Origin of the sequence: Providencia sp. Me31A (assembly GCF_050487165.1) — a bacterium.
Taxonomy (GTDB): domain Bacteria; phylum Pseudomonadota; class Gammaproteobacteria; order Enterobacterales; family Enterobacteriaceae; genus Providencia.
The window spans coordinates 110,489-129,992 of sequence record NZ_JBKQGZ010000006.1 but is presented as its reverse complement, the minus strand read 5'-3'; the positions used below and the strand labels follow the sequence as shown (position 1 = coordinate 129,992).

The 19,504-nt window shown below is 40.1% G+C and carries 16 protein-coding genes; 3 read left to right on the top strand and 13 right to left on the bottom strand.

From position 1 onward, the window contains the following. Positions 1-239 precede the first annotated feature (239 nt). The 5 genes from ACLPIE_RS06650 to ACLPIE_RS06630 all read right to left on the bottom strand — a co-directional run bounded on the left by ACLPIE_RS06650 (position 240) and on the right by ACLPIE_RS06630 (position 7,489). Positions 240-668 carry a PTS sugar transporter subunit IIA gene (locus ACLPIE_RS06650; RefSeq protein WP_430260738.1) on the bottom strand — a complete coding sequence of 143 codons (429 nt, stop codon included), beginning with the start codon at positions 666-668 and terminating at the stop codon, positions 240-242. A 57-nt stretch (positions 669-725) separates the two neighbouring features. Continuing rightward, positions 726-2,132 (bottom strand): sugar porter family MFS transporter, encoded by a 1,407-nt coding sequence (locus tag ACLPIE_RS06645; protein WP_430260737.1) that lies wholly within the window; start codon positions 2,130-2,132, stop codon positions 726-728. Between the two features lie 406 nt (positions 2,133-2,538). Further along, entirely contained in the window at positions 2,539-3,525 is a 987-nt protein-coding gene (gene iolG, locus ACLPIE_RS06640; RefSeq protein WP_430260736.1) for an inositol 2-dehydrogenase, read from the bottom strand. A gap of 502 nt (positions 3,526-4,027) precedes the next feature. Then, positions 4,028-5,965 carry a 3D-(3,5/4)-trihydroxycyclohexane-1,2-dione acylhydrolase (decyclizing) gene (iolD, locus tag ACLPIE_RS06635; RefSeq protein WP_430260735.1) on the bottom strand — a complete coding sequence of 646 codons (1,938 nt, stop codon included), beginning with the start codon at positions 5,963-5,965 and terminating at the stop codon, positions 4,028-4,030. Positions 5,966-5,977: 12 nt separating this feature from the next. Next, on the bottom strand, positions 5,978-7,489 hold the full coding sequence (locus tag ACLPIE_RS06630) for a CoA-acylating methylmalonate-semialdehyde dehydrogenase (protein ID WP_430260734.1): 1,512 nt from the start codon (positions 7,487-7,489) through the stop codon (positions 5,978-5,980). 391 nt (positions 7,490-7,880) lie between these two features. On the opposite strand from ACLPIE_RS06630, the gene ACLPIE_RS06625 reads away from it, so the two are divergent. Beyond that, positions 7,881-8,717 carry a MurR/RpiR family transcriptional regulator gene (locus tag ACLPIE_RS06625; protein WP_430260733.1) on the top strand — a complete coding sequence of 279 codons (837 nt, stop codon included), beginning with the start codon at positions 7,881-7,883 and terminating at the stop codon, positions 8,715-8,717. Positions 8,718-8,974: 257 nt separating this feature from the next. Continuing rightward, positions 8,975-9,961 carry a hypothetical protein gene (locus ACLPIE_RS06620; RefSeq protein WP_430260732.1) on the top strand — a complete coding sequence of 329 codons (987 nt, stop codon included), beginning with the start codon at positions 8,975-8,977 and terminating at the stop codon, positions 9,959-9,961. A 230-nt stretch (positions 9,962-10,191) separates the two neighbouring features. On the opposite strand, the gene ACLPIE_RS06615 is transcribed toward ACLPIE_RS06620, so the two are convergent. After that, complete coding sequence (locus ACLPIE_RS06615; RefSeq protein ID WP_430260731.1) at positions 10,192-10,446, bottom strand: helix-turn-helix domain-containing protein; 255 nt, start codon at positions 10,444-10,446, stop codon at positions 10,192-10,194. An 879-nt stretch (positions 10,447-11,325) separates the two neighbouring features. Here ACLPIE_RS06615 and ACLPIE_RS06610 point away from each other — a divergent pair. Further along, on the top strand, positions 11,326-12,210 hold the full coding sequence (locus ACLPIE_RS06610; protein ID WP_430260730.1) for a helix-turn-helix domain-containing protein: 885 nt from the start codon (positions 11,326-11,328) through the stop codon (positions 12,208-12,210). A gap of 56 nt (positions 12,211-12,266) precedes the next feature. Here ACLPIE_RS06610 and ACLPIE_RS06605 read toward each other — a convergent pair whose 3' ends face one another. The 7 genes from ACLPIE_RS06605 to ccmD all read right to left on the bottom strand — a co-directional run bounded on the left by ACLPIE_RS06605 (position 12,267) and on the right by ccmD (position 19,503). Then, positions 12,267-14,300, bottom strand: a complete 2,034-nt coding sequence (locus ACLPIE_RS06605; RefSeq protein ID WP_430260729.1) for a TonB-dependent copper receptor — start codon at positions 14,298-14,300, stop codon at positions 12,267-12,269. Between the two features lie 179 nt (positions 14,301-14,479). Beyond that, complete coding sequence (locus tag ACLPIE_RS06600; protein WP_430260728.1) at positions 14,480-14,920, bottom strand: DUF2946 domain-containing protein; 441 nt, start codon at positions 14,918-14,920, stop codon at positions 14,480-14,482. Positions 14,921-15,256: 336 nt separating this feature from the next. Then, positions 15,257-16,327 (bottom strand): cytochrome c-type biogenesis protein CcmH, encoded by a 1,071-nt coding sequence (locus ACLPIE_RS06595; RefSeq protein ID WP_430260727.1) that lies wholly within the window; start codon positions 16,325-16,327, stop codon positions 15,257-15,259. Continuing rightward, complete coding sequence (gene dsbE, locus ACLPIE_RS06590; RefSeq protein WP_430260726.1) at positions 16,324-16,881, bottom strand: thiol:disulfide interchange protein DsbE; 558 nt, start codon at positions 16,879-16,881, stop codon at positions 16,324-16,326. Before dsbE ends, ACLPIE_RS06595 begins: the two co-directional genes overlap by 4 nt. Then, positions 16,878-18,809, bottom strand: coding sequence for a heme lyase CcmF/NrfE family subunit (locus tag ACLPIE_RS06585; protein WP_430260725.1), 1,932 nt, complete (start codon positions 18,807-18,809; stop codon positions 16,878-16,880). The genes dsbE and ACLPIE_RS06585 overlap by 4 nt, the downstream gene beginning before the upstream one ends. Further along, on the bottom strand, positions 18,806-19,294 hold the full coding sequence (gene ccmE, locus ACLPIE_RS06580) for a cytochrome c maturation protein CcmE (protein ID WP_430260724.1): 489 nt from the start codon (positions 19,292-19,294) through the stop codon (positions 18,806-18,808). The genes ACLPIE_RS06585 and ccmE overlap by 4 nt, the downstream gene beginning before the upstream one ends. Beyond that, complete coding sequence (ccmD, locus tag ACLPIE_RS06575; RefSeq protein ID WP_430260723.1) at positions 19,291-19,503, bottom strand: heme exporter protein CcmD; 213 nt, start codon at positions 19,501-19,503, stop codon at positions 19,291-19,293. The genes ccmE and ccmD overlap by 4 nt, the downstream gene beginning before the upstream one ends. Position 19,504: the final 1 nt, after the last annotated feature.

Here is a 19,504-nt window from a genome sequence, read left to right as displayed (position 1 = left end):
ATATTAGTTTCATTCTGTGATCTGGCGTTAATTTTTTGTGTAATCATCTAATATATAAAGGATTAACTAAACAAAAAGGAAAGCACAAAAAGATAATTCACACATAAAAATGAAATGAAAGAGTTAGAAATGGAATAAAAAAACAAAAAATGAAATGTAGATGAAATATAAATGATGTTCTGATGAAAACCGCCATAAAGCATTTTGCATTGATGGCGGTATTGTTATCTTGCTAAATATTAACGATGCAGAATACTTAAAAACTCGTCCTTGCTAGATGTCAAAGACAATGCATTGGCAATAAACTCATCACTAAAAATCAAAGCAATTTCTCTCAGTACATCAATATGTTCTCTTGATTTTGCAATTACACCAATAGCAATGAACATCACATTAGTTCTGTCCCAAATAACGCCATCCGGGAATTGAAAAATTTCAACGCCAGAGTGTAAGATAATATCGTTAGCTGACTTAGGTAAATGAGGTAATGTGATCCCATTACCTAGAAATGTCGAAATCTGCTGTTCCCGTTCATTCAAAAAATGCACGCAGTCCCTATCAACATAACCTTTATTCTTAAACTCCGCTCCTACCATCTGTAATACTTCAGCTTTATTTCTTGCCTGACAACCTAAATGCAGATTACTGGTGGTTAGTTGTTCAATCATATCCAACCCTCTATTAAGTTCATTAAGTGCATTCATGCCATGAAGGCACTGCAATAACTACATTGATGACAGTTCTTCCTCTAACTGCTCTAATGATTTATTTGATGTTTCTGGCAGTAATTTCACCACAAAAATAATAGCCAAGTAGTTTATCACGGCAAAAATCAAGAATACTGGACCTAAGCCAAGTTCGGCTTGCAAAACTGGGAACAAGTAACTGACGATAGCATTCATGATCCACATAAAGAATACAGAGATCCCCATAGACAAACCACGAATTTTAAGTGGGAATAGCTCGGCCAATACCACCCAAGTTAAAAACCCCATCGTCCCTTGCATGACACCAACAAACACCGCACCTAATAACCAAATTAGCGTCGCTTTGACATCCCCCGTTAAGAAATAGTCAGTGGCGGCGATAAGTAAATGCAAAGATGCCATTAATGCAAAACCGCCCACAATTAATGTCTTACGTTTAAAGCGATCAACTAAGAAAAGAACCCCGATGACCATACCGCCGACTGAAAAAACACCATTTAATACGTTGAAAACTAAAGATGTTTGCTCAGAAAAACCCGCCGTTTTTAGGATTTCTGTACCATAGTACATAATCACATTAACCCCGGTAGTTTGCTGTAAAGCGGCCCAGACAATCCCAATTAATACCAATTTAAAAATCCAAGGTGTATGAAAAATTAAAGCTAAGTTGCGTTTGTTCGCATCTGGGTTTTTCTTTGCTTCTGCGGCCTCGACATCTAGCAGAGTCACAATATCATCAAATTCTTGCAATGCGCGTTTTTCTGGGCGAATTTGCTTGAGGATTTTGAGTGCCTCTTCACGGCGGTTTTTACTCATTAACCAGCGCGGACTTTCGGGGGCTTTCCACATACCAATCAGTAAGCACAAAGCAGGAACCGCTTGCACTAGCAACATATAACGCCAGACATCAGGCAAGTGTCCCCAAATAGAGCCGATGATCGCATTAATAGCAAATGCGGCTAACTGACCGATAACAATGGCAACTTCATTTAGCCCTGTGAGTTTCCCCCGCATTTCTGTCGGGGCTACTTCAGAAATAAATGTAGGGGCCGTCACAGAAGCACCGCCAACCGCAAATCCAAGTAGGAATCTGGCAATCAATAAAACTTCAATATTGGGTGCAGCAGCTGATAAAAATGCACCAATTAAAAATAAGAAAGAAAGGTAAAGCAAATAAGTACGTCGACCCACAAAGTCAGCAATACGTCCACCACAAACACTTCCTAACGCAGCACCAACCAACAGAACGCTCATTACAAGTCCTTCAGTGGTTGGCGTTAGCCCCATGTTTTCTTTCAGTGATGAAAATGCTCCATTAATTACACCGGTATCATAACCAAAAAGTAATCCGCCAAAGGTGGCAACTAAGGTTATTTGGTGCAACCTTTTTCTCTGTTGTGGATTGAGATTCATTATTAATGACATATTATTACCTTATTATTTGAATCATTATGTCTACCAAAAAATGATCTTTTAGTATTTAAATAAATTTCTTAATGTTGAGTATTAAATAATAAAATTTTTTGGCACTCTGATTTGAATCGCTACTTCGCTCACTTCAAGACTGACCTATAGTTTGTTAAAATTAATCACTGAGAAATTAAAACAATAAACACATCAACTTAAATTAATAAAAAAGTAAGATTTTAAAAAAGCTTCAATTTAAATCGGGATATTGAAAGCCTGTAGAGTATTAATTAAAAATAAGGCCAGTAATTATATATACTGCTCACTCAGGAATAGAATGAATATATTAATTTTTTATGGTGAGAGATAAATCCGTTTTCACTCACCATTTTTATCAAATTTAAGATATTTTTAGCCAGATAAGTTACAGCTTAATTTCTTTACCCGTTTTTAATGACTCTAATGCTTTATCTGCTAGATACAACGCGAGTTCACCATCTGTACCCGTTGTTTCAGATTCTGCTCGCCCCGCTAAGATATCAACAAAATGTTGCCATTCTGCTTTATAGGCCTCGTGGTAACGCTGCAAGAAGAAATACTCAGGTTTTGCAGATAAACAACCTACTTCACTTAATAATGCAACGCTGTTTTCTTTAATATTTCCGGCGGTTAATAAGCCTTTTTCACCGTGTAATTCAACACGTTGATCATAACCATAACCAGAGCGACGGCTATTCACGATGGTTGCCATTGCTCCTGAAGGGAATTTCAAAATGATAAATGCAGTGTCAATATCACCGGCTTCGCCTATCGCAGGGTCTACGACATTACTGCCTTGCGCAAATACAGAGCAGGGTTCTTCGCCAATCATAAAGCGAGCCATATCAAAATCATGAATGGTCATGTCTCTGAACATTCCACCTGAGACTTTGACATATTCTGCGGGTGGTGGTGATGGGTCACGCGATGTAATAATTAAAGATTCAGCCTTCCCAATAGCGCCTTGTTGGAATAAATTTTTCAAGTGGCGAAATTGTGGGTCATAGCGGCGGTTAAAACCAATAAACAGTGGAACATTGTGCTCTTTCACGCTTTTTAAACACTGTTTCACGCGCTCAAGGTCGAGGTGAACAGGTTTTTCACAGAAAATAATTTTTTTATGTTTTGCTGCCAGTTCGATTAAATCAGCGTGCGTGTCTGTAGCAGAAGCTATTAAAACGCCGTGTACATTAGGGTCTTGCATCGCTTCTTCTGTTGTCTGCACTTTAGCTTGGTATTTTTCAGCCAAAGCAACCGCATTGGGTTGATAAGGGTCGATAACAGAATAAAGTGTGGTTTCTTTATGGCCGGCAATATTAACAGCATGAACCTGTCCGATACGTCCTGCGCCGAATAGTGCTATGTTGAACATTCAAATGCTCCTTGATTCCTTGAATCCACTATTTGGATATTACGAAATATACCAAATAAAACATTCATTTCAATTTATAATTTTTTGGAAATTATATTTTTGGGCTCTAGCTAACAAATGTTACATTAAAGTGTATTTTTAGTGTTATTCAGATCATAAAATGACAATGTAAGCCATCAGCATTTAACAATAAAGTCTGTGTTTTATTGCACATTAGTTTCGTATCTCTGTCTTTTTCAACCCACTCTCACCACGAAATAAAACATATGTTTCAATAAAATATTTTTTAAACCATAGAAACCAAAAAACCCAGCTAACGCTGGGTATAGAACGACAAATGATAGCCACTATGTAACTTTAAACGGAGGCAATCCTTACCAAATATCCAATAACTACCCTACCTGACGATATCTGGCTCATTGATAAAAGCATAAAACATCCCTCGACGGTTGAACACCGTCGAGTTATTTCGATAACCCCTAATTCAAAGAGAATACCTTGGCTAATAAAGGCGAACGTTATTCTCAACCATCTCTTTGATTTTTTCAGCCGCAGCAACAACCTTAGGCTTTTTAGACACTTGTGCAGTTCCTGTACGCCACCAAGCCTCATAACCATCAGTCATAGTTTTAGGAAGCACTTTAATATCAATCAATACACAGCCTGAATGAGATTTAGCCTCTTTCAGTGCTGCAATCAATTGTTCTTCTTCATGCACCCGATAGCTTTTACAACCATAACTTTCGGCATTTTTAGCAAAATCTACCTTAACTAAAGGCCCATCCATTAAGCCTGTTAGAGGGTTTCTGTGGCGATTTTCTGTGCCGAAACTCCCCATACCTTGACTCATTTGCAGGTTATTAATACAACCAAACCCTGCATTATCGAACAGTAAAATGGTTATCTTGATATTTTCCTGAATTGCGGTTTGTAGCTCACTGTGTAGCATCAAGTAAGAGCCATCGCCTACCATCGCATAAACGGGTTGTTTAGGAGCCGCTATTTTAGCCCCAACCGCCGCCGCAATTTCATATCCCATACAGGAATAGCCATATTCAAGATGGTAAGTATCACGTTGTTTTGGTAGCCAAATACGTTGCAAGTCCCCCGGAAGTGAACCCGCAGCACCAACAATAATCGCATCATCTTCCATATGTTCTTGCATCAAACCCAATACCCGAGTCTGCGCCAGTTCTGTCCCTAATGTTTTACTGTATTCTTCAAGCTTATCATCAAGATGGCCTGCAATTTCAGGTACAAAATCCAATGGTCGGTACTGAATGCTGAACAAACGGTCGAGTTCATTTTTCCATTGTTGCTTAGCCTGTTGGATTTCCTCTCCCCATTGAGTTTGGTAATGGGAGCCTTTCATTTTTATATCAATTGCTTGCAAAGCTTCTTTCGCATCTGCAACCACTTTCAATGCATCCAACTTACCGGCATCAAACTCTGCAACGTTGATATTTAAGAATTTGACATTTGGATGACTAAACAACGACTTAGATGCCGTGGTAAAGTCCGTAAAACGGGTACCTACACCAATGACTAAATCGGCTTCTTTCGCCAGCAAATTAGCGGCGAGTCCCCCAGTGGTACCAATTCCGCCCATATTCAGTGGATGGTTAGCCACAATGGCACTTTTGCCTGCTTGAGTTTCACCAAACGGAATATGGTAATCTTCGGCAAATTGTAAGAAGGCATCATGAGCTTCGGAATAACGCACACCGCCGCCACACACTAACAATGGTTTTTTCTTACTGCGGATCAGATTAACGGCCTCTTCGATACTCACCTTAGTTGGTGGTCTGCGCTCAATACGATGAACCCGTTTTTCAAAGAAATAATCTGGGTAATCCCATGCCTCACCTTGAACATCCTGCGGTAAACAAATGGTTACCGCCCCGGTATCCGCAGGGTCAGTGAGTACTCGCATTGCGTTAACCATCGCAGCCATCAGTTGTTCTGGGCGTGAAACTCGATCCCAATAACGCGAAACAGGACGAAAACAATCGTTAGTGCTAATTGTTCCATCACCGTACTGTTCAACCTGTTGTAATACTGGATCTGGCTGACGAGTCGCAAAGGTGTCTCCCGGCAGCAATAATAGTGGGATACGATTGGCTGTCGCCGTTGCAGCTGCGGTGATCATATTCGCAGCACCGGGACCGACAGAAGAAGTCACAGCAAAAATTTGTTTACGTTTTTTTTGTTTCGCAAAGCCCGTCGCAATATGCGCCATTCCTTGCTCATTACATCCTTGATAAACGCGTAGATGACCAGGCGCTTCTTCCAGCGCCTGACCTAAACCCACAACATTACCATGGCCAAAAATCGTAAATACTCCCTGAATAAACGGATACTGCTCACCATCGACATCAACATATTGTTGGTTGAGAAATTTAACCAACGCTTGAGCTGTCGTCATTTTCTGCTTATTCATACGGGTCTCCATTTATTCCATGGTTGGCATTGTGAAACTACTTTCATGGTGCTCTAAACGAACACTGGCAGGCCAGCGGCTTGTCACTGTTTTCATGCGAGTATAGAAACGAACACCGTCATTTCCATGTACATTTAATGGCCCAAAAATAGAACGTTTCCAGCCACCAAAACTGTGGAATGCCATCGGTACTGGAATTGGAATATTGATGCCAACCATTCCTGCTTGAACATTTTCTTGGAATTCACGAGCCGTTTCCCCATCACGGGTGAAAATAGCCGTTCCGTTACCATACTCGTGTAAATTAATCAGCTTCAAACCTGTTTCGAAGTCGGGTACACGCACCACCGCTAACACAGGGCCAAAAATTTCTTCTTTATAAATGTCCATTTCAGGCGTGACATTATCAAAGAGTGTTGGTCCGACAAAATACCCGTTTTCGAAACCTTTAACGTTAAAATCACGGCCATCAACCAGTAAAGTCGCACCTTGTTTTTCACCGCTGGTAATATAGTCACAGATTTTGGCTTTATGCTGTGCCGATATCACAGGCCCCATATCATTTTCTTTGCCTTCAGTAATACCCGGCCCCACGGACATTTTAGCAATTTGCCCTTTCAAGTTCGCTATTAATGCATCCGCGGTTTCATCACCTACAGCTAAAACCACTGACAATGCCATGCAACGCTCACCTGCTGCACCAAATGCCGCCCCCATGATAGCATTTGTTGCCTGACCCATATCCGCATCAGGCATTAAAATACAATGGTTTTTAGCTCCACCGAGCGCTTGGCAACGTTTACCATGTTCTGATGCAGTCTTGTAAATATATTCTGCAATTGGCGTTGAGCCAACAAAACTTACGGCTTGAACTTCTGGCGCAGTTAATAGTACATCTACCGATTCTTTATCTCCCTGAACAACGTTAAATACGCCATCAGGCAAACCCGCTTCTTTTAATAACTTGGCTAATGCTAAAGCTAAAGAAGGGTCTTTTTCTGAAGGTTTTAAAACAAAGGTATTCCCTGTCGCAATAGCTACTGGGAACATCCACATAGGCACCATTGCAGGGAAGTTAAATGGTGTGATACCCGCACAAACGCCTAATGGCTGCATTAATGAGTGGCTATCAACCCCCGTCGCCACATTGGCTGAATGTTCACCTTTTTGTAAATGAGGGATACCGCAGGCAAACTCAACGACTTCCAAACCCCGTGTTAATTCCCCCACCGCATCAGACAAGACTTTGCCATGTTCTTTAGAAATAAGACGCGCGAGATCATTCATATTATCTTCAAGCAATACTTTAAATTTAAATAAGATCCTCGAACGTTTTAATGGTGAAAGTTTTGACCATTTAGGAAATGCTTTATGAGCAATTGCTACAGCTTGTTTAGTTTCATCCGCGCTGCTAAGTCCCACTTGTGCAATCTGCTCACCTGTTGCAGGATTGAACACAGGTGCAAAACGCCCACTTTTACTGGATACTATTTCACCACCAATGAAATTCTGAATCTGTTCCATATTGCCTCTCTTTAACTGACAAAATTACGTTGTTAATTAATGTATATGAAATATTTGTTTCATTTACAACTTATTTTGAAATAACATTCGATTTATGTGATCCAGCCAAAGTTTTTATGCAATTTTTTATCTTAGTTAAAGAAAGTCACTTATCGATAGCATATATCAGCATCTAGCTTGAAAAATTCGCTAAACTATCACTAAAAATCGGCAAGCGTTGATGTCTTGAGTAACATAAATTATCTATGTAACTCATTCAATTTGCTAATTGAAGTTCGAATTATTTATGTTATTTAAATGAGAAAAACATGAAATTATGAACTAATTGTTTCAAAAAGATTCGACTAACGGAAGAAAACCACTACAATTAGAGCCAAATCATGGAGGTTATATGTCAAGTGCATCAAATTTAAATGAGTTTCAAGAGCAAGTTCGCTCTCGCTATGACGAATTGAGCAAACGTTTACAACAAGTTGCTCGATATGTATTAGATAACACCAACAGTGTCGCTTTTGATACCGTTGCCGTCATTGCCAAAGAAGCTAATGTCCCCCCTTCGACGTTGATCCGCTTTGCGAATGCATTCAATTTCAGCGGATTCAATGAAATGAAACAATTGTTTCGTATGAACCTAGTCGAAGAAACAGCAAGCTATACCGATAGGGCAAGAATGTTTCGAGAAATGGATGCGGCGCAAGAACTCAGCGATGACCCAACCCAAATTTTGAAAGAATTTGCGCATTCTAATGCACAGGCTTTACAACAGATGGCGGCAAGGACCCCTGCTGAAGATATGGAAAAAGCAGTTACCCTGTTAGCGAATGCACAGACTGTTTATATTATTGGATTACGCCGTTCATTTAGCGTTGCAAGCTATTTGAGTTATGCATTAAGCCACCTAGAATGCCGTCCTGTTCTTATCGATGGGCTTGGCGGTATGTTTAAAGAGCAGATCAGTCGGATCAGCGAAAATGATGTTGTCATTTCTATTAGCTTCACCCCCTATGCTGCTGAAACTGTTATGGTTAGCGAAAAAGCTGCACAAACTGGTGCGCAGCAAATTGTCATTACCGATAGCCAAATTAGCCCATTGGCCAGTTTCAGCGATGTTTGTTTTGTTATCAAAGAAGCACAAGTGGATGCCTTCCGTTCCCAATCAGCCACCTTGTGCTTAGCACAATCATTAACTGTGGCTTTAGCCTATCGTCAGGGTAGCAAACTCGTTTAAGGTTTTAGGCTCTGTAATTCATCACCTCCATTAATTCAGAGCCCACTTCCTATATTTATTCGTTACAGATCTGTCCTACCTATTTCACCTTTAAAGCTGACAGCTCAAATGTCACTTTGGTCGAATATTCTCTCCAAATTGTGAGTTCTATCAGAAAATACAAATTCTAAAAAAACATTCAAATGAAATTATTATTTCATCCTGCTATGTTGTCATTATGTAAACGTCTAAGCGTAAGCCAAGGTTAAGGGATAAGCATGTTAAACACACACTTTCTTTATTTACTCGGTCATCTTCGTTTAATTGAAGAACAGCACTCCGTGACCTCCCTTAATCGCTCAGGCATTGGCTTAATTGGTCCTGTCGAGCATAATCAACTTTATATGCGTGCGGTTAAGCAAAGCGCCCATCATAGTCAGTTGAAATCAGCCTGCAATCTCTCGTCACCATACCCCTCTTTAGACTACTATTCAGAGCAAAAGAAAAAAATTGAACAGCTTATCAGTCATGAAGAAATTGACTCTATCATTGTCACTGAGATCTGTAGTGACGAAATTTTAAGATATACCTTAAATATGGCGATAGCCGCAGGAAAGGATGTATTGCTCAGTAATATTCCTAATTACAGCAATGAGGAACTTGAACAATTACAAAGGCAGGCAACAAAGAATGATGTTTTAATTGATTATAGCCAACCTCTATACTTTGATAAGCAATTCGCACAAATCAAAAGAACTCTACAAAATGAACAGCTACTAGATACGGGTTTATTACGTTTATCTGCACACCGAATGATCGAGGCTCAAAATAGATTATCTTTAAATATACTACGGGCAATGTTGGCTCAAAAAGTGGAGTTGCTCATCACACTGCTATCTGATGTGACATTCTCCGCATTATCAATTCAATACTCGCATCCTCTTAAACAAATGGAAGATGGAGATGTATTGATCATCAATTTTAAACATAAAGGAGGGCTATTAGTATCACTAGAATTATTTTTTAATACTGGGGATGTGTCAGATAAACTATCTCTAAAACAGTGCAATAACAGCTATGAGATTGAAAACAAACGCTATATTAATCAGTCCATTGATGAAGACAATGTTGTTTTCAAACAACTGGACCAATTTGTTTTGAAGATACGTAATGATATCAAGCTGCCCCCCACCTCACATTGGGAACACACGAATAGACTTACCAATGAGTTACTGAAACAATTAAGCCAATCAGGATTTATTTGATTTCAATAAAAACAGCATGATAGGCAATTTTATCAACGTTATTCCTGCAAGTAATGATGCATAAGACGAAACCAATATTGTTAATACTTAACGAATAACCTCTATAAGATAATAAAGTTATTTTGAAACAATACGATTGTTATCCCTATGATTAGCTAACATTTTAATTTATAAATATCATTGTATGACTTACATCATACGCTAATTATAAAATCCGTTAGCCATTAAAATTAGTGTATTGTGCTACGAACCCCACCATTAAAATTCACTACACCATATAAAAAGGTCGTAGGTTCAACGTTGAATAAATAAGCGAACTGAAATAATGAATCTACATCAATACAACTTTCACCATTCTCAAAACGAGTTATTTCATCTTCAGTGATACCAATTAAATTTGCAGTTTGCTTAACCGTCATCTTATGACTCTCTCGTTGCTTACGGATTTTTATTCCTAGCATTTTAGCTATATTAGCTTTACTCATGATAGCCTCTTTTACATATTAAATTAAATATAATTAATTGATGTATAAATTAACACCACCTATCAATTTGCAAATTGACCTAAGATAATAAATTTGCATTAAAACTCATCAAATTAAGACTAACATCTACTCACAAAACACCTAACTCATTGAAATATACTAATTATATCAGTTTCATTGTTACATTTTAAAGTTGAACTAAATCACACTAAAAAATGTAACGTCACCTAATTTAATAATCAAATAAAGAATTTGCCTTATATGAATTTCATCTAAAATTCTAGCTTATATTTTTCATTTTATAAAATACATATAACCTAGTTTAATGTTATTTACTTAGATAAATCGTGACGATTTGTTGTTAAGCGTATCAATAAGTTTCAAAAAAAACCACTACTCCATTTTGGAGTTACCACATAATAAGTATATTCAATATTTTCATAATCAACTATAAATTTAATGCTTTTTTTTAAAATATTTAGCCTAAAAATAGCACTAATACCACTAGAGATATTTTATTTTTTGATAAATTAATAAGTTACTAATCCAAAAATACCATCAGTCTATTATAGAGTGTCTTAAACCGATTATTAAAAAATACTAAAAATAACAAGCCAGCTTTATTTAGTGACGAAAATTTATATTTCACAGGAAATATATAAAGTTATTTATTAATACTAATTAAGTATATTCCCTTCTTTTATTGCTATGTTCACAAAAGAAAAAACTTACCTAACTTCACATCTTTTTAATAAAATTGTCAGTATACATGGTATTATATTAGGAGCATCCATGAATATGTGCCTAGCATCAACGATGATAATTACTCATTCCTGATTTTATTGATGTTTTAGGTAAAAGCGATTTGAAAGGATAATCATGCTACAAGAAAGTGTTATAAGGGAAATTATTCTCTGGATAGAACAAAATTTAGAATCTCGCCTATCCCTAGATACTGTTGCCGAAAAATCAGGGTACACAAAATGGCATTTTCAGCGTTTATTCAAGAACCAAACAGGTTTAGCACTGGGTTCTTATATACGTGCAAGGCGCCTCTCTTGTTCTGCTGTCGCATTGCGTCTCACCAATGATAGCATCATGGATATTTCCCTAAGATATCGTTTTGACTCGCAACAGACCTTTTGTCGCGCCTTCAAAAAACAATTCAACCTTACACCCTCGGAGTATAGAAAGCGTGAAGGCTGGACTGTTGAAGGCTTTTGCCTGCCTATTCGAGAAAACAAAGAATTACAAGTTCAAGTCAGATTAACACAGTTACCCGCAAAAAATCTGCTTGGCGTAAAACATCGTTATACTAAAGATATCAATGAATGGAACCTTAAAACTAAAGAGTTACGGCGACAATACTGGCGAAATTTTCTCGATAAAAGCCAATACGTAACACAAGTTTTATACGCTATCCATGGTGTCGACCACTGTACTAATGAAGAGGGGCACTTCTCATACACTACGGCTTTAGATGAAAATGACGTTGATATTATCCCAACTCAAGCCACTAGCCTACAGCTACCTGCGGGAAATTATTTAGAAATTAAATTTACGAGTAGCTTACAGGGTATTGATTATAATGATATTATTTATACTGCTTATGGAAAAGTCTTAGCAGAGATGGATATTGTCCGAGATGATGGCTCAGATATTGAACAATATGTTCTAAAATCTAAACCAACATATGAAGCGTTCATCAATGACCCTCACCACTTTATTAAAGAATTGAATTATTACATCCCTGTGATTATTTAAAATCCCCAAACAACCCGCTTCTAAATTGCGGGTTGTTTAGTACGATTCATTAATTATTAGAACGTTACATTCACTTTAGCCCAGAATGTTCTACCCGGTTCATTAACGGGAACATTTGATGAATAACCAAACCCACTATTCCCTGCTAAATTTAAGTGTTCACTGTAAGTTTTATCAAATAAGTTATCAACGCCTGCACTTAATTTCATATTTTCGTTAACCGTATAAGCTGTATTTAATGAAAAAATAGTAAAACCTGCACTCTTACTAAAATCCTTGCCGACTACATTACCATCATTAATGGCCACACGATTTTGGCGACTCACAATGCGTACTAACCCCGTTGTTGTCCAATCACCTTTTTCCCATGATAATCCTAAGCGGCTTTCAAGTGGAGGCATTTGCGGGAGTGCTGTACCATCTGTACGATTTTCACCCCATGCATATGCAAGGCTTGCATCAGCCTTCCATTCATCACTTAATTTTTGGGTAATACCGAGCTCCCCCCCCATAATAAGCGCATTAATATTTTCTACTTGGCTCATTTTGGGAGCCGTCGCGCTGTAACGGAATAAAATGAAATCATCAACACGCCCAATATAAGCAGATACCCATGCATTGGTGTTTTCGTGGCTATATTTAGCGCCGACATCTAACTGAGTTGTCTTTTCTGTTTTGACTTTATTGAATACATTTTCCGTACCATCAGGCCCTATTTTCGGTGAAAATAGCTCCCAATAATCAGGGGATCGTTCTGTATACCCCACCCCTGCATATAACATAACAGATGTGTCAGATAACGAGTGCTCATAACGTGCAAAACCTGCTGGCATCACAGTATTACGCCCAGAAGCCCCAACCCCAGTGTTGTTATCAATAATCACACGATCTACACGAGCCCCACTGACCACTTTCCCTTGCTCCGTTGCATGCCAAGTTAACTCACTAAATACCCCATAATCTTGAAACTGAGCGTCTTTTTTCCAGCGATTACTCGTGTTTTTGCGGTGCTTATTCGTTTGCATATCAGCCCCTGCACGCAGTTCATAATCTGTCCATAACCACGTACCCATTGCACGGCCGCCCATCGTTTCACGGTCAACTCGCATTTTCATTGGCATATTCATCATTCCATGACCACCATGTCCCATATGACCAGCGCCCATTCCACCTCCTGATGGAGAGCGAAGCGAGTAGTTATCCATAATATGGTCTGCATAATTGTAGTAAATATTGGCTTCAACTTTATCAAGTACATCACCAATATTGGTCTTTTCAAAACGTAGACCTAAACTTTCGCGCTTAAATTGCGAGCCATCCATTCCCCTTCCCGCATAACGAGCCTCCCCATCCCCTTTGCCCGCGGTCAGTTCTAACCATGTGTATTCGTCTGGAGTCCACCCCACGGCAACATCTGCATTCCATTTATCCCACTTAGAGGGCACTTTATCTCCATTACCATCTTTATAATCATTGGAACGTGATTTATTACCAATAACCCGAATGTAGCCAGTTCCATTACCTAAACTCACATCTGCATTGCCGTCCCAACGGTGGTTTGATGCCGCTAGCCCACTCGTATTTCCTTTGATGCCTGCTTCGGTAAATATAGGCTTTTCACGTTCAAAACGAATCGTTCCTGCCGAATTTCCTGGCCCCCATAGCACCGTTTGAGGGCCTTTGATCATATTCAGTACATCAAAGTTTTCCGGAGAAATATAAGATGTTGGCGCATCCATACGTGAGGGACAGGCGCCTAACATCTCACTATCATTAGTCAAAATACGCAAACGTGAACCAAACATACCGCGAAAAACAGGGTCACCGTTAGTCCCACCGTTACGTATTTGTGAAAAACCAGGAATGGTTTTGAGATAATCAGAACCGTCACTTGCGGGGACAGGTTGCCTTGGTGTCTTTGGCGAGGTGCTAATTGTCAATGGTGAATCAACTGGCGCCGTCACTATCATCACTGAGTTTTCAGATATAGGGCTTTGATTATTTTCATTTTTAGCAGATATTGAAGTTGAAAAAATCGCGCTAATAACCAATGTCGCAATAGGAGCAACATTAAAAACTGATGTGTTCATTTTTTACCTGTTTCTTAGAAAAAGGATAGACTGCCTTCATCGCTTAGATTGCAAACACATTTCTGCTCCCATAAATGAATCTCTTAAAAATTGAAGAAACTCAAGATGAGCAAAAGGGTTTTGCGCAATGAAGGCAAAATTACAATTAATTGATTTGTAAAATTCATAATGTTAAGAAATCAGGAAACTGGTGGGGCTCGAGCGAAATGTAATGACCAAGACCTAAAGAACCAAGTTTGTACGTAACGCTCAAAAGGAATAATGAGAGTCAGTGTCGTTAATTGACGAATAACCGTAGCAATAAATAAGATAAGAAACGGAAAGTGAATCAATAACTGGCAGTAGCCACAGGCAATATCTTCCATAGGAGATTGCCCAACGCCCGTCATTAGCATGTGTCCCACAGCACGGCCGTCTTCACACTCTTCATGCATCGGCATGCCTTGATGTGAGTGCATCGAATGGCCTGCCATTGATGAATGCTCAATTGTACTGTTAGGGCTGATGCAATGTTCCATCTGCCCCATCGATTTAGAAATCAGTGGAGCAATAAACAGCATAGCCACAGCCAATAATGCAAGATAGGCAGCTAGTTGTCTGATTGAAGTGCGCAGGTGCAACGTTATTCCGTCATCTATGTACGTATTTATAACGTGAAATTGTATCTTATTTGGAAGGGGGTTGTTATTGCTTTTCACCATAAATGTTAAGCAAAGCGCAATAACACTTGCGATAGATGAAAAAAAAGCCATTACCAATGAAAATCAATCTATTGATTAATTTAGCTCTCTTAAGATAACAAGTTAAAATTAAAACGAATGATAAACTCAAAACAATATTAAAAAGAATGGGTATCAGCCTTCTTTAATAAAACGAAGCAATCAAAATCGTGAATTATCATATTAAAGATAGTGTTATACAGATAAATACCTGTATAACACTCGTCGTGAGGAAAGCTATTTATCCGATGGTAAGCCTTTCTTTTCATGCACCATCATTAATGCCTGTTCAACGCTACGCTCGATAATCGCTCGACGTTGGTCATTTTCAGGTAACAGCTTCAACATCATTTGCCACGCTGAAATCGCCTCTGCGTAGCGCTCTTGTTCAAACGCGTTAAAAGCAAAAATACTTAACGCTTTTACGTTAGTACGGTCTTTCGCAATCAATTTTTTCAGTAGTTCAGCACCTTGACGATTATCTTCAGGGTCTGATGAACGTGTTAGCACCTCCGCATAACCCATAACGACGTTTTCATCATTAGGGGCAAGACGGTAAGCTCGCCCATAGGCATCTGTCGCCATTGTTGCATTATTCAAAACCATACCAATGCGCCCTAGCATCACCCATGCTTCTATATTTTGCGGATCTTCTTGTAAACGTGTTCGTAACCCTAGCGCAAGATGTTCCATTTCTGCATTATTCAACGGGGGCTCAGAAGGATCTAATGCCCTATCCAGCAAAGCTGGGGCTTGTTGGTATGCATTATTCCAGTCAGCAACTTTGGCATAACTACCCACTTGATAATAAGCGCCACCAGCAACGCCAAGAGCAATCACTAAACCAGGCAAGTAAACCCAATTACTAGCACGGGTCGCTTCAGGTAAGACTTCAACGTCCCCTTGCTCCGCTTGTTTAATGCGTATCCGTTTTCTTGAGCGTGCAAAAATAATCCACCCACCTAATACAATAGCCGCAAAAGGCAACCCCCATAACAAGATGGTCAGCGGGGTTAATGGCGGGTTATACGTTACAAAATAACCATAACGAGCAACCATATAGTCAACGATTTCATCACGGCTTTTGCCTTCTTTCATCAATTCATACACTTTTTGTCGTAAGTCGAGTGCAATCATTGAGTTAGAGTCTGCAATACTGTTATTTTGGCATTTTGGGCAACGTAATTCTTCTGTTAATTTACGAAATTGTTGTTCTTGTTGCTCGCTATCAAAGGTAAACACTTCCGTAGCCGCATATGTCACTGTTGTGCTAAGCACTAACATGAATAAGCCCAGTACATACCTCATTGGTTCGCCTCCTGATTATAGCGCTCCCAAAGGGGCTTGAACTCTTCTTCCCATACGCGCTCATCCATCGCTCCTGCGTGGCGATAGCGGATCACCCCACTACCATCAATTAGAAAAGTTTCAGGTGCTCCATAAACCCCGAGGTCGAGTCCGAGCATTCCTTCTCCATCAAATAAACTAAGTGCATAAGGATTACCCAATTCTTTTAACCACACAATGGCTTTGTCACGTTTATCTTTATAGTTTAGCCCTACAACTCGGACACCTTGTGCTGACAGTTTATTCAGATATTGATGTTCAGCACGGCAAGTTGGACACCATGTCGCCCACACATTGAGTAAAATAGGTTGCCCTTGGGTTAATACATCCGATTCATAATGCTGCCCCGGATTTTCTAATGATTCGAGCCGAAATACAGGAACCGGTTTCCCGATTAGCGCGGATTCCAGTAAGCGCGGATCATCTCCTTGCGCATTACGCATCAGTTGCCATAATAAAATGGCGGCTATTCCAACAAAGACAATAAAAGGGATTAAGAAAACTTTACGGTTCATGCCGTTTCCCCTTGTAATTTACGGCGGCGGTAACGAGGGTCAAATAAACAAAATAGCGCGCCAATGGCCATTAAGACACCACCTGACCAGATCCAACGGACAAACGGCTTATAATACAATCGCATACTCCACGTATTTTTGGCAATTTCCTCGCCCAATGCCGCGTATAAGTCACGGGTAAAACCACCATCAATAGCCGCCTCTGTCATCACCGCACGACTAACGTTATAAAAACGTTTTTCAGGCATTAAGATGCCAACCACTTTGTCTTTTTTGGTGACGGAGATACTGCCAATAACCCCTTGGTAGTTCGGGCCATCTGCTTCACGAACACCATTAAAGGTGAAGGTGTAACCGTGAATAGCGATATTGTCTCCCGGCTTCATTTTAACGTCGCGTTCGACACTGTAATTCTGGCTAAAGGCAATCCCAACAATCGTGACAGCTAAACCTAGGTGAGCGCATACCATGCCCCAATAACTTGGGGTAAGTTTGATTTTTTTACTGATACGGACTTTCATTTCAGCGAACGCTAAAATGGCAATCCATATCGCCATCATTAAACCGACAACGGTTAGTGCTTCAACACGGTCTTCCATCAACATGGGTAATGCGAATGACAGAATCAGCGTCATCACTGTGGCAACAATGAGCATTTTTTTAATCGCCGCAGGACGGTCACGTCCCCAACGTACAAGCGGTCCAATCCCCAGTAACAAGGCGAACGGTACCATCAATGCAATAAACATGGTGTTAAAGAAGGGTTCCCCGATGGAAATCGTCCCTAACCCAATTTGCTTATGTACCAGTGGCAATAAGGTTCCCAATAGAACAACCAGCATTGCCGCCGTCAGAATAACGTTATTGCCCAGTAGCATAGACTCACGTGACCACAATGCGTTGTTGACTCTTGAACGCACTTTGTGTCCGCGCAGTGCAAAAACCAACAAAGAGCCACCAATCACTAACACCATAAAGGCGAGGATGAATAGCCCACGAGATGGGTCTGAGGCAAAGGCGTGTACTGAAACCAGCACCCCTGAGCGCACCAAGAAGGTGCCGAGTAGACACAATGAGAAGGCAAAAATCGACAACAACAGCGACCATGCTTTAAAGGTGGCGCGTTGTTCTGTCACCGATAACGAGTGAATGAGTGCGGTACCCACTAACCAAGGCATAAAGGATGCATTTTCAACAGGGTCCCAGAACCACCAGCCTCCCCAGCCGAGTTCATAATAAGCCCATGCAGAACCTAGCATGATGCCAAGCGTTAAGAAGAACCATGCTGCCATCGTCCACGGGCGAGCAAAACGAGTAAAAGAGCTATCTAAACGCCCACTGAGTAAGGCCGCAATGGCAAAAGCAAATGCAACGGAGAAACCAACGTACCCCATATATAACAATGGCGGGTGGAAAATTAACCCAGGATCTTGTAATAGCGGGTTAAGGTCTCGCCCTTCAATCGGGAATGAAGGCAGAGTACGAGAGAATGGGTTAGAGGTAAAAATAATGAACAGTAAAAAGCCGACACTGACCATTCCCATTACCGCTAACACCCTTGCCACAATATCGAGAGGCATACGATAACTGCAAATGGCAACGGCAAACGTCCAACCACTCATTAATAAAACCCAGAGCAACAAAGACCCCTCATGGGCGCCCCATGTAGCCGCAACGCGATACCAAATCGGTAATTGTGTATTTGAGTTATTCGCAACGTAAGTGACAGAGAAGTCGTTGACCACAAAGGCATTCACCAATACTAAGAATGCCCCTGCCACACATAAAAAAAGTAACCATGCTAATGGGCGGGATGATGCCATTAAGCGTGTATCATTACGTGCGACGCCCCATAAAGGATAGAACGACAATAAAACTGCAATACCTAATGCCAAGCACAGCAGAACGCTACCAATTTCCGGGATCATGAGGCATTGTCCTTGTAGGCAGCCGCTGGCCTGCGGTGGTTTTCTTGCATCGCTTTTTCAACTTCAGGTGGCGTGTAGTTTTCATCGTGTTTAGCTAAGACTTCTTTCGCCAAAACATGATTATTTTCTTGCAGTTCACCTTGAACAACCACCCCTTGTCCTTCTTTGAATAAGTCAGGTAGGATGCCATCATAACTCACATCAACTTCACCTTCTGCATCATAAATGGTAAAGGTGATTTTGAGTGAGTTCGGGTTTGAATCATCACGGACAACGCTGCCCGGCATCACCATGCCACCGACACGTAAACGTTGTCCAACCTCAGGAATTTGCTGAGTTTCCCGTTTACCGTAAATAATTTCTCCGGGAGTATAAAAAAGGTCAATACTTGAGCGCAGTGCATAGAGGATCAATGCCAGCGTTAAACCAACCCCGACCAGTATGGAACAGATTAACCATAGTCGGTTACGACGACGAATATTCACATGCCCTCCCTACGCGCTCTTGCCGCTTTTTGTCTCACTTCACGAGCTTGCTGTTTAATAATTGCGTTTATAATCATTTTTCTTTGAACAAATGTATGTAAACAGAGTAATAAAATAGGAATTAAAGTCAGCACAACAGCAAGCCAAACATAAAAGCCATAGCCACCCATTGCAATAAAATCACTCCAAGATGCAAATGCACTAGTCATG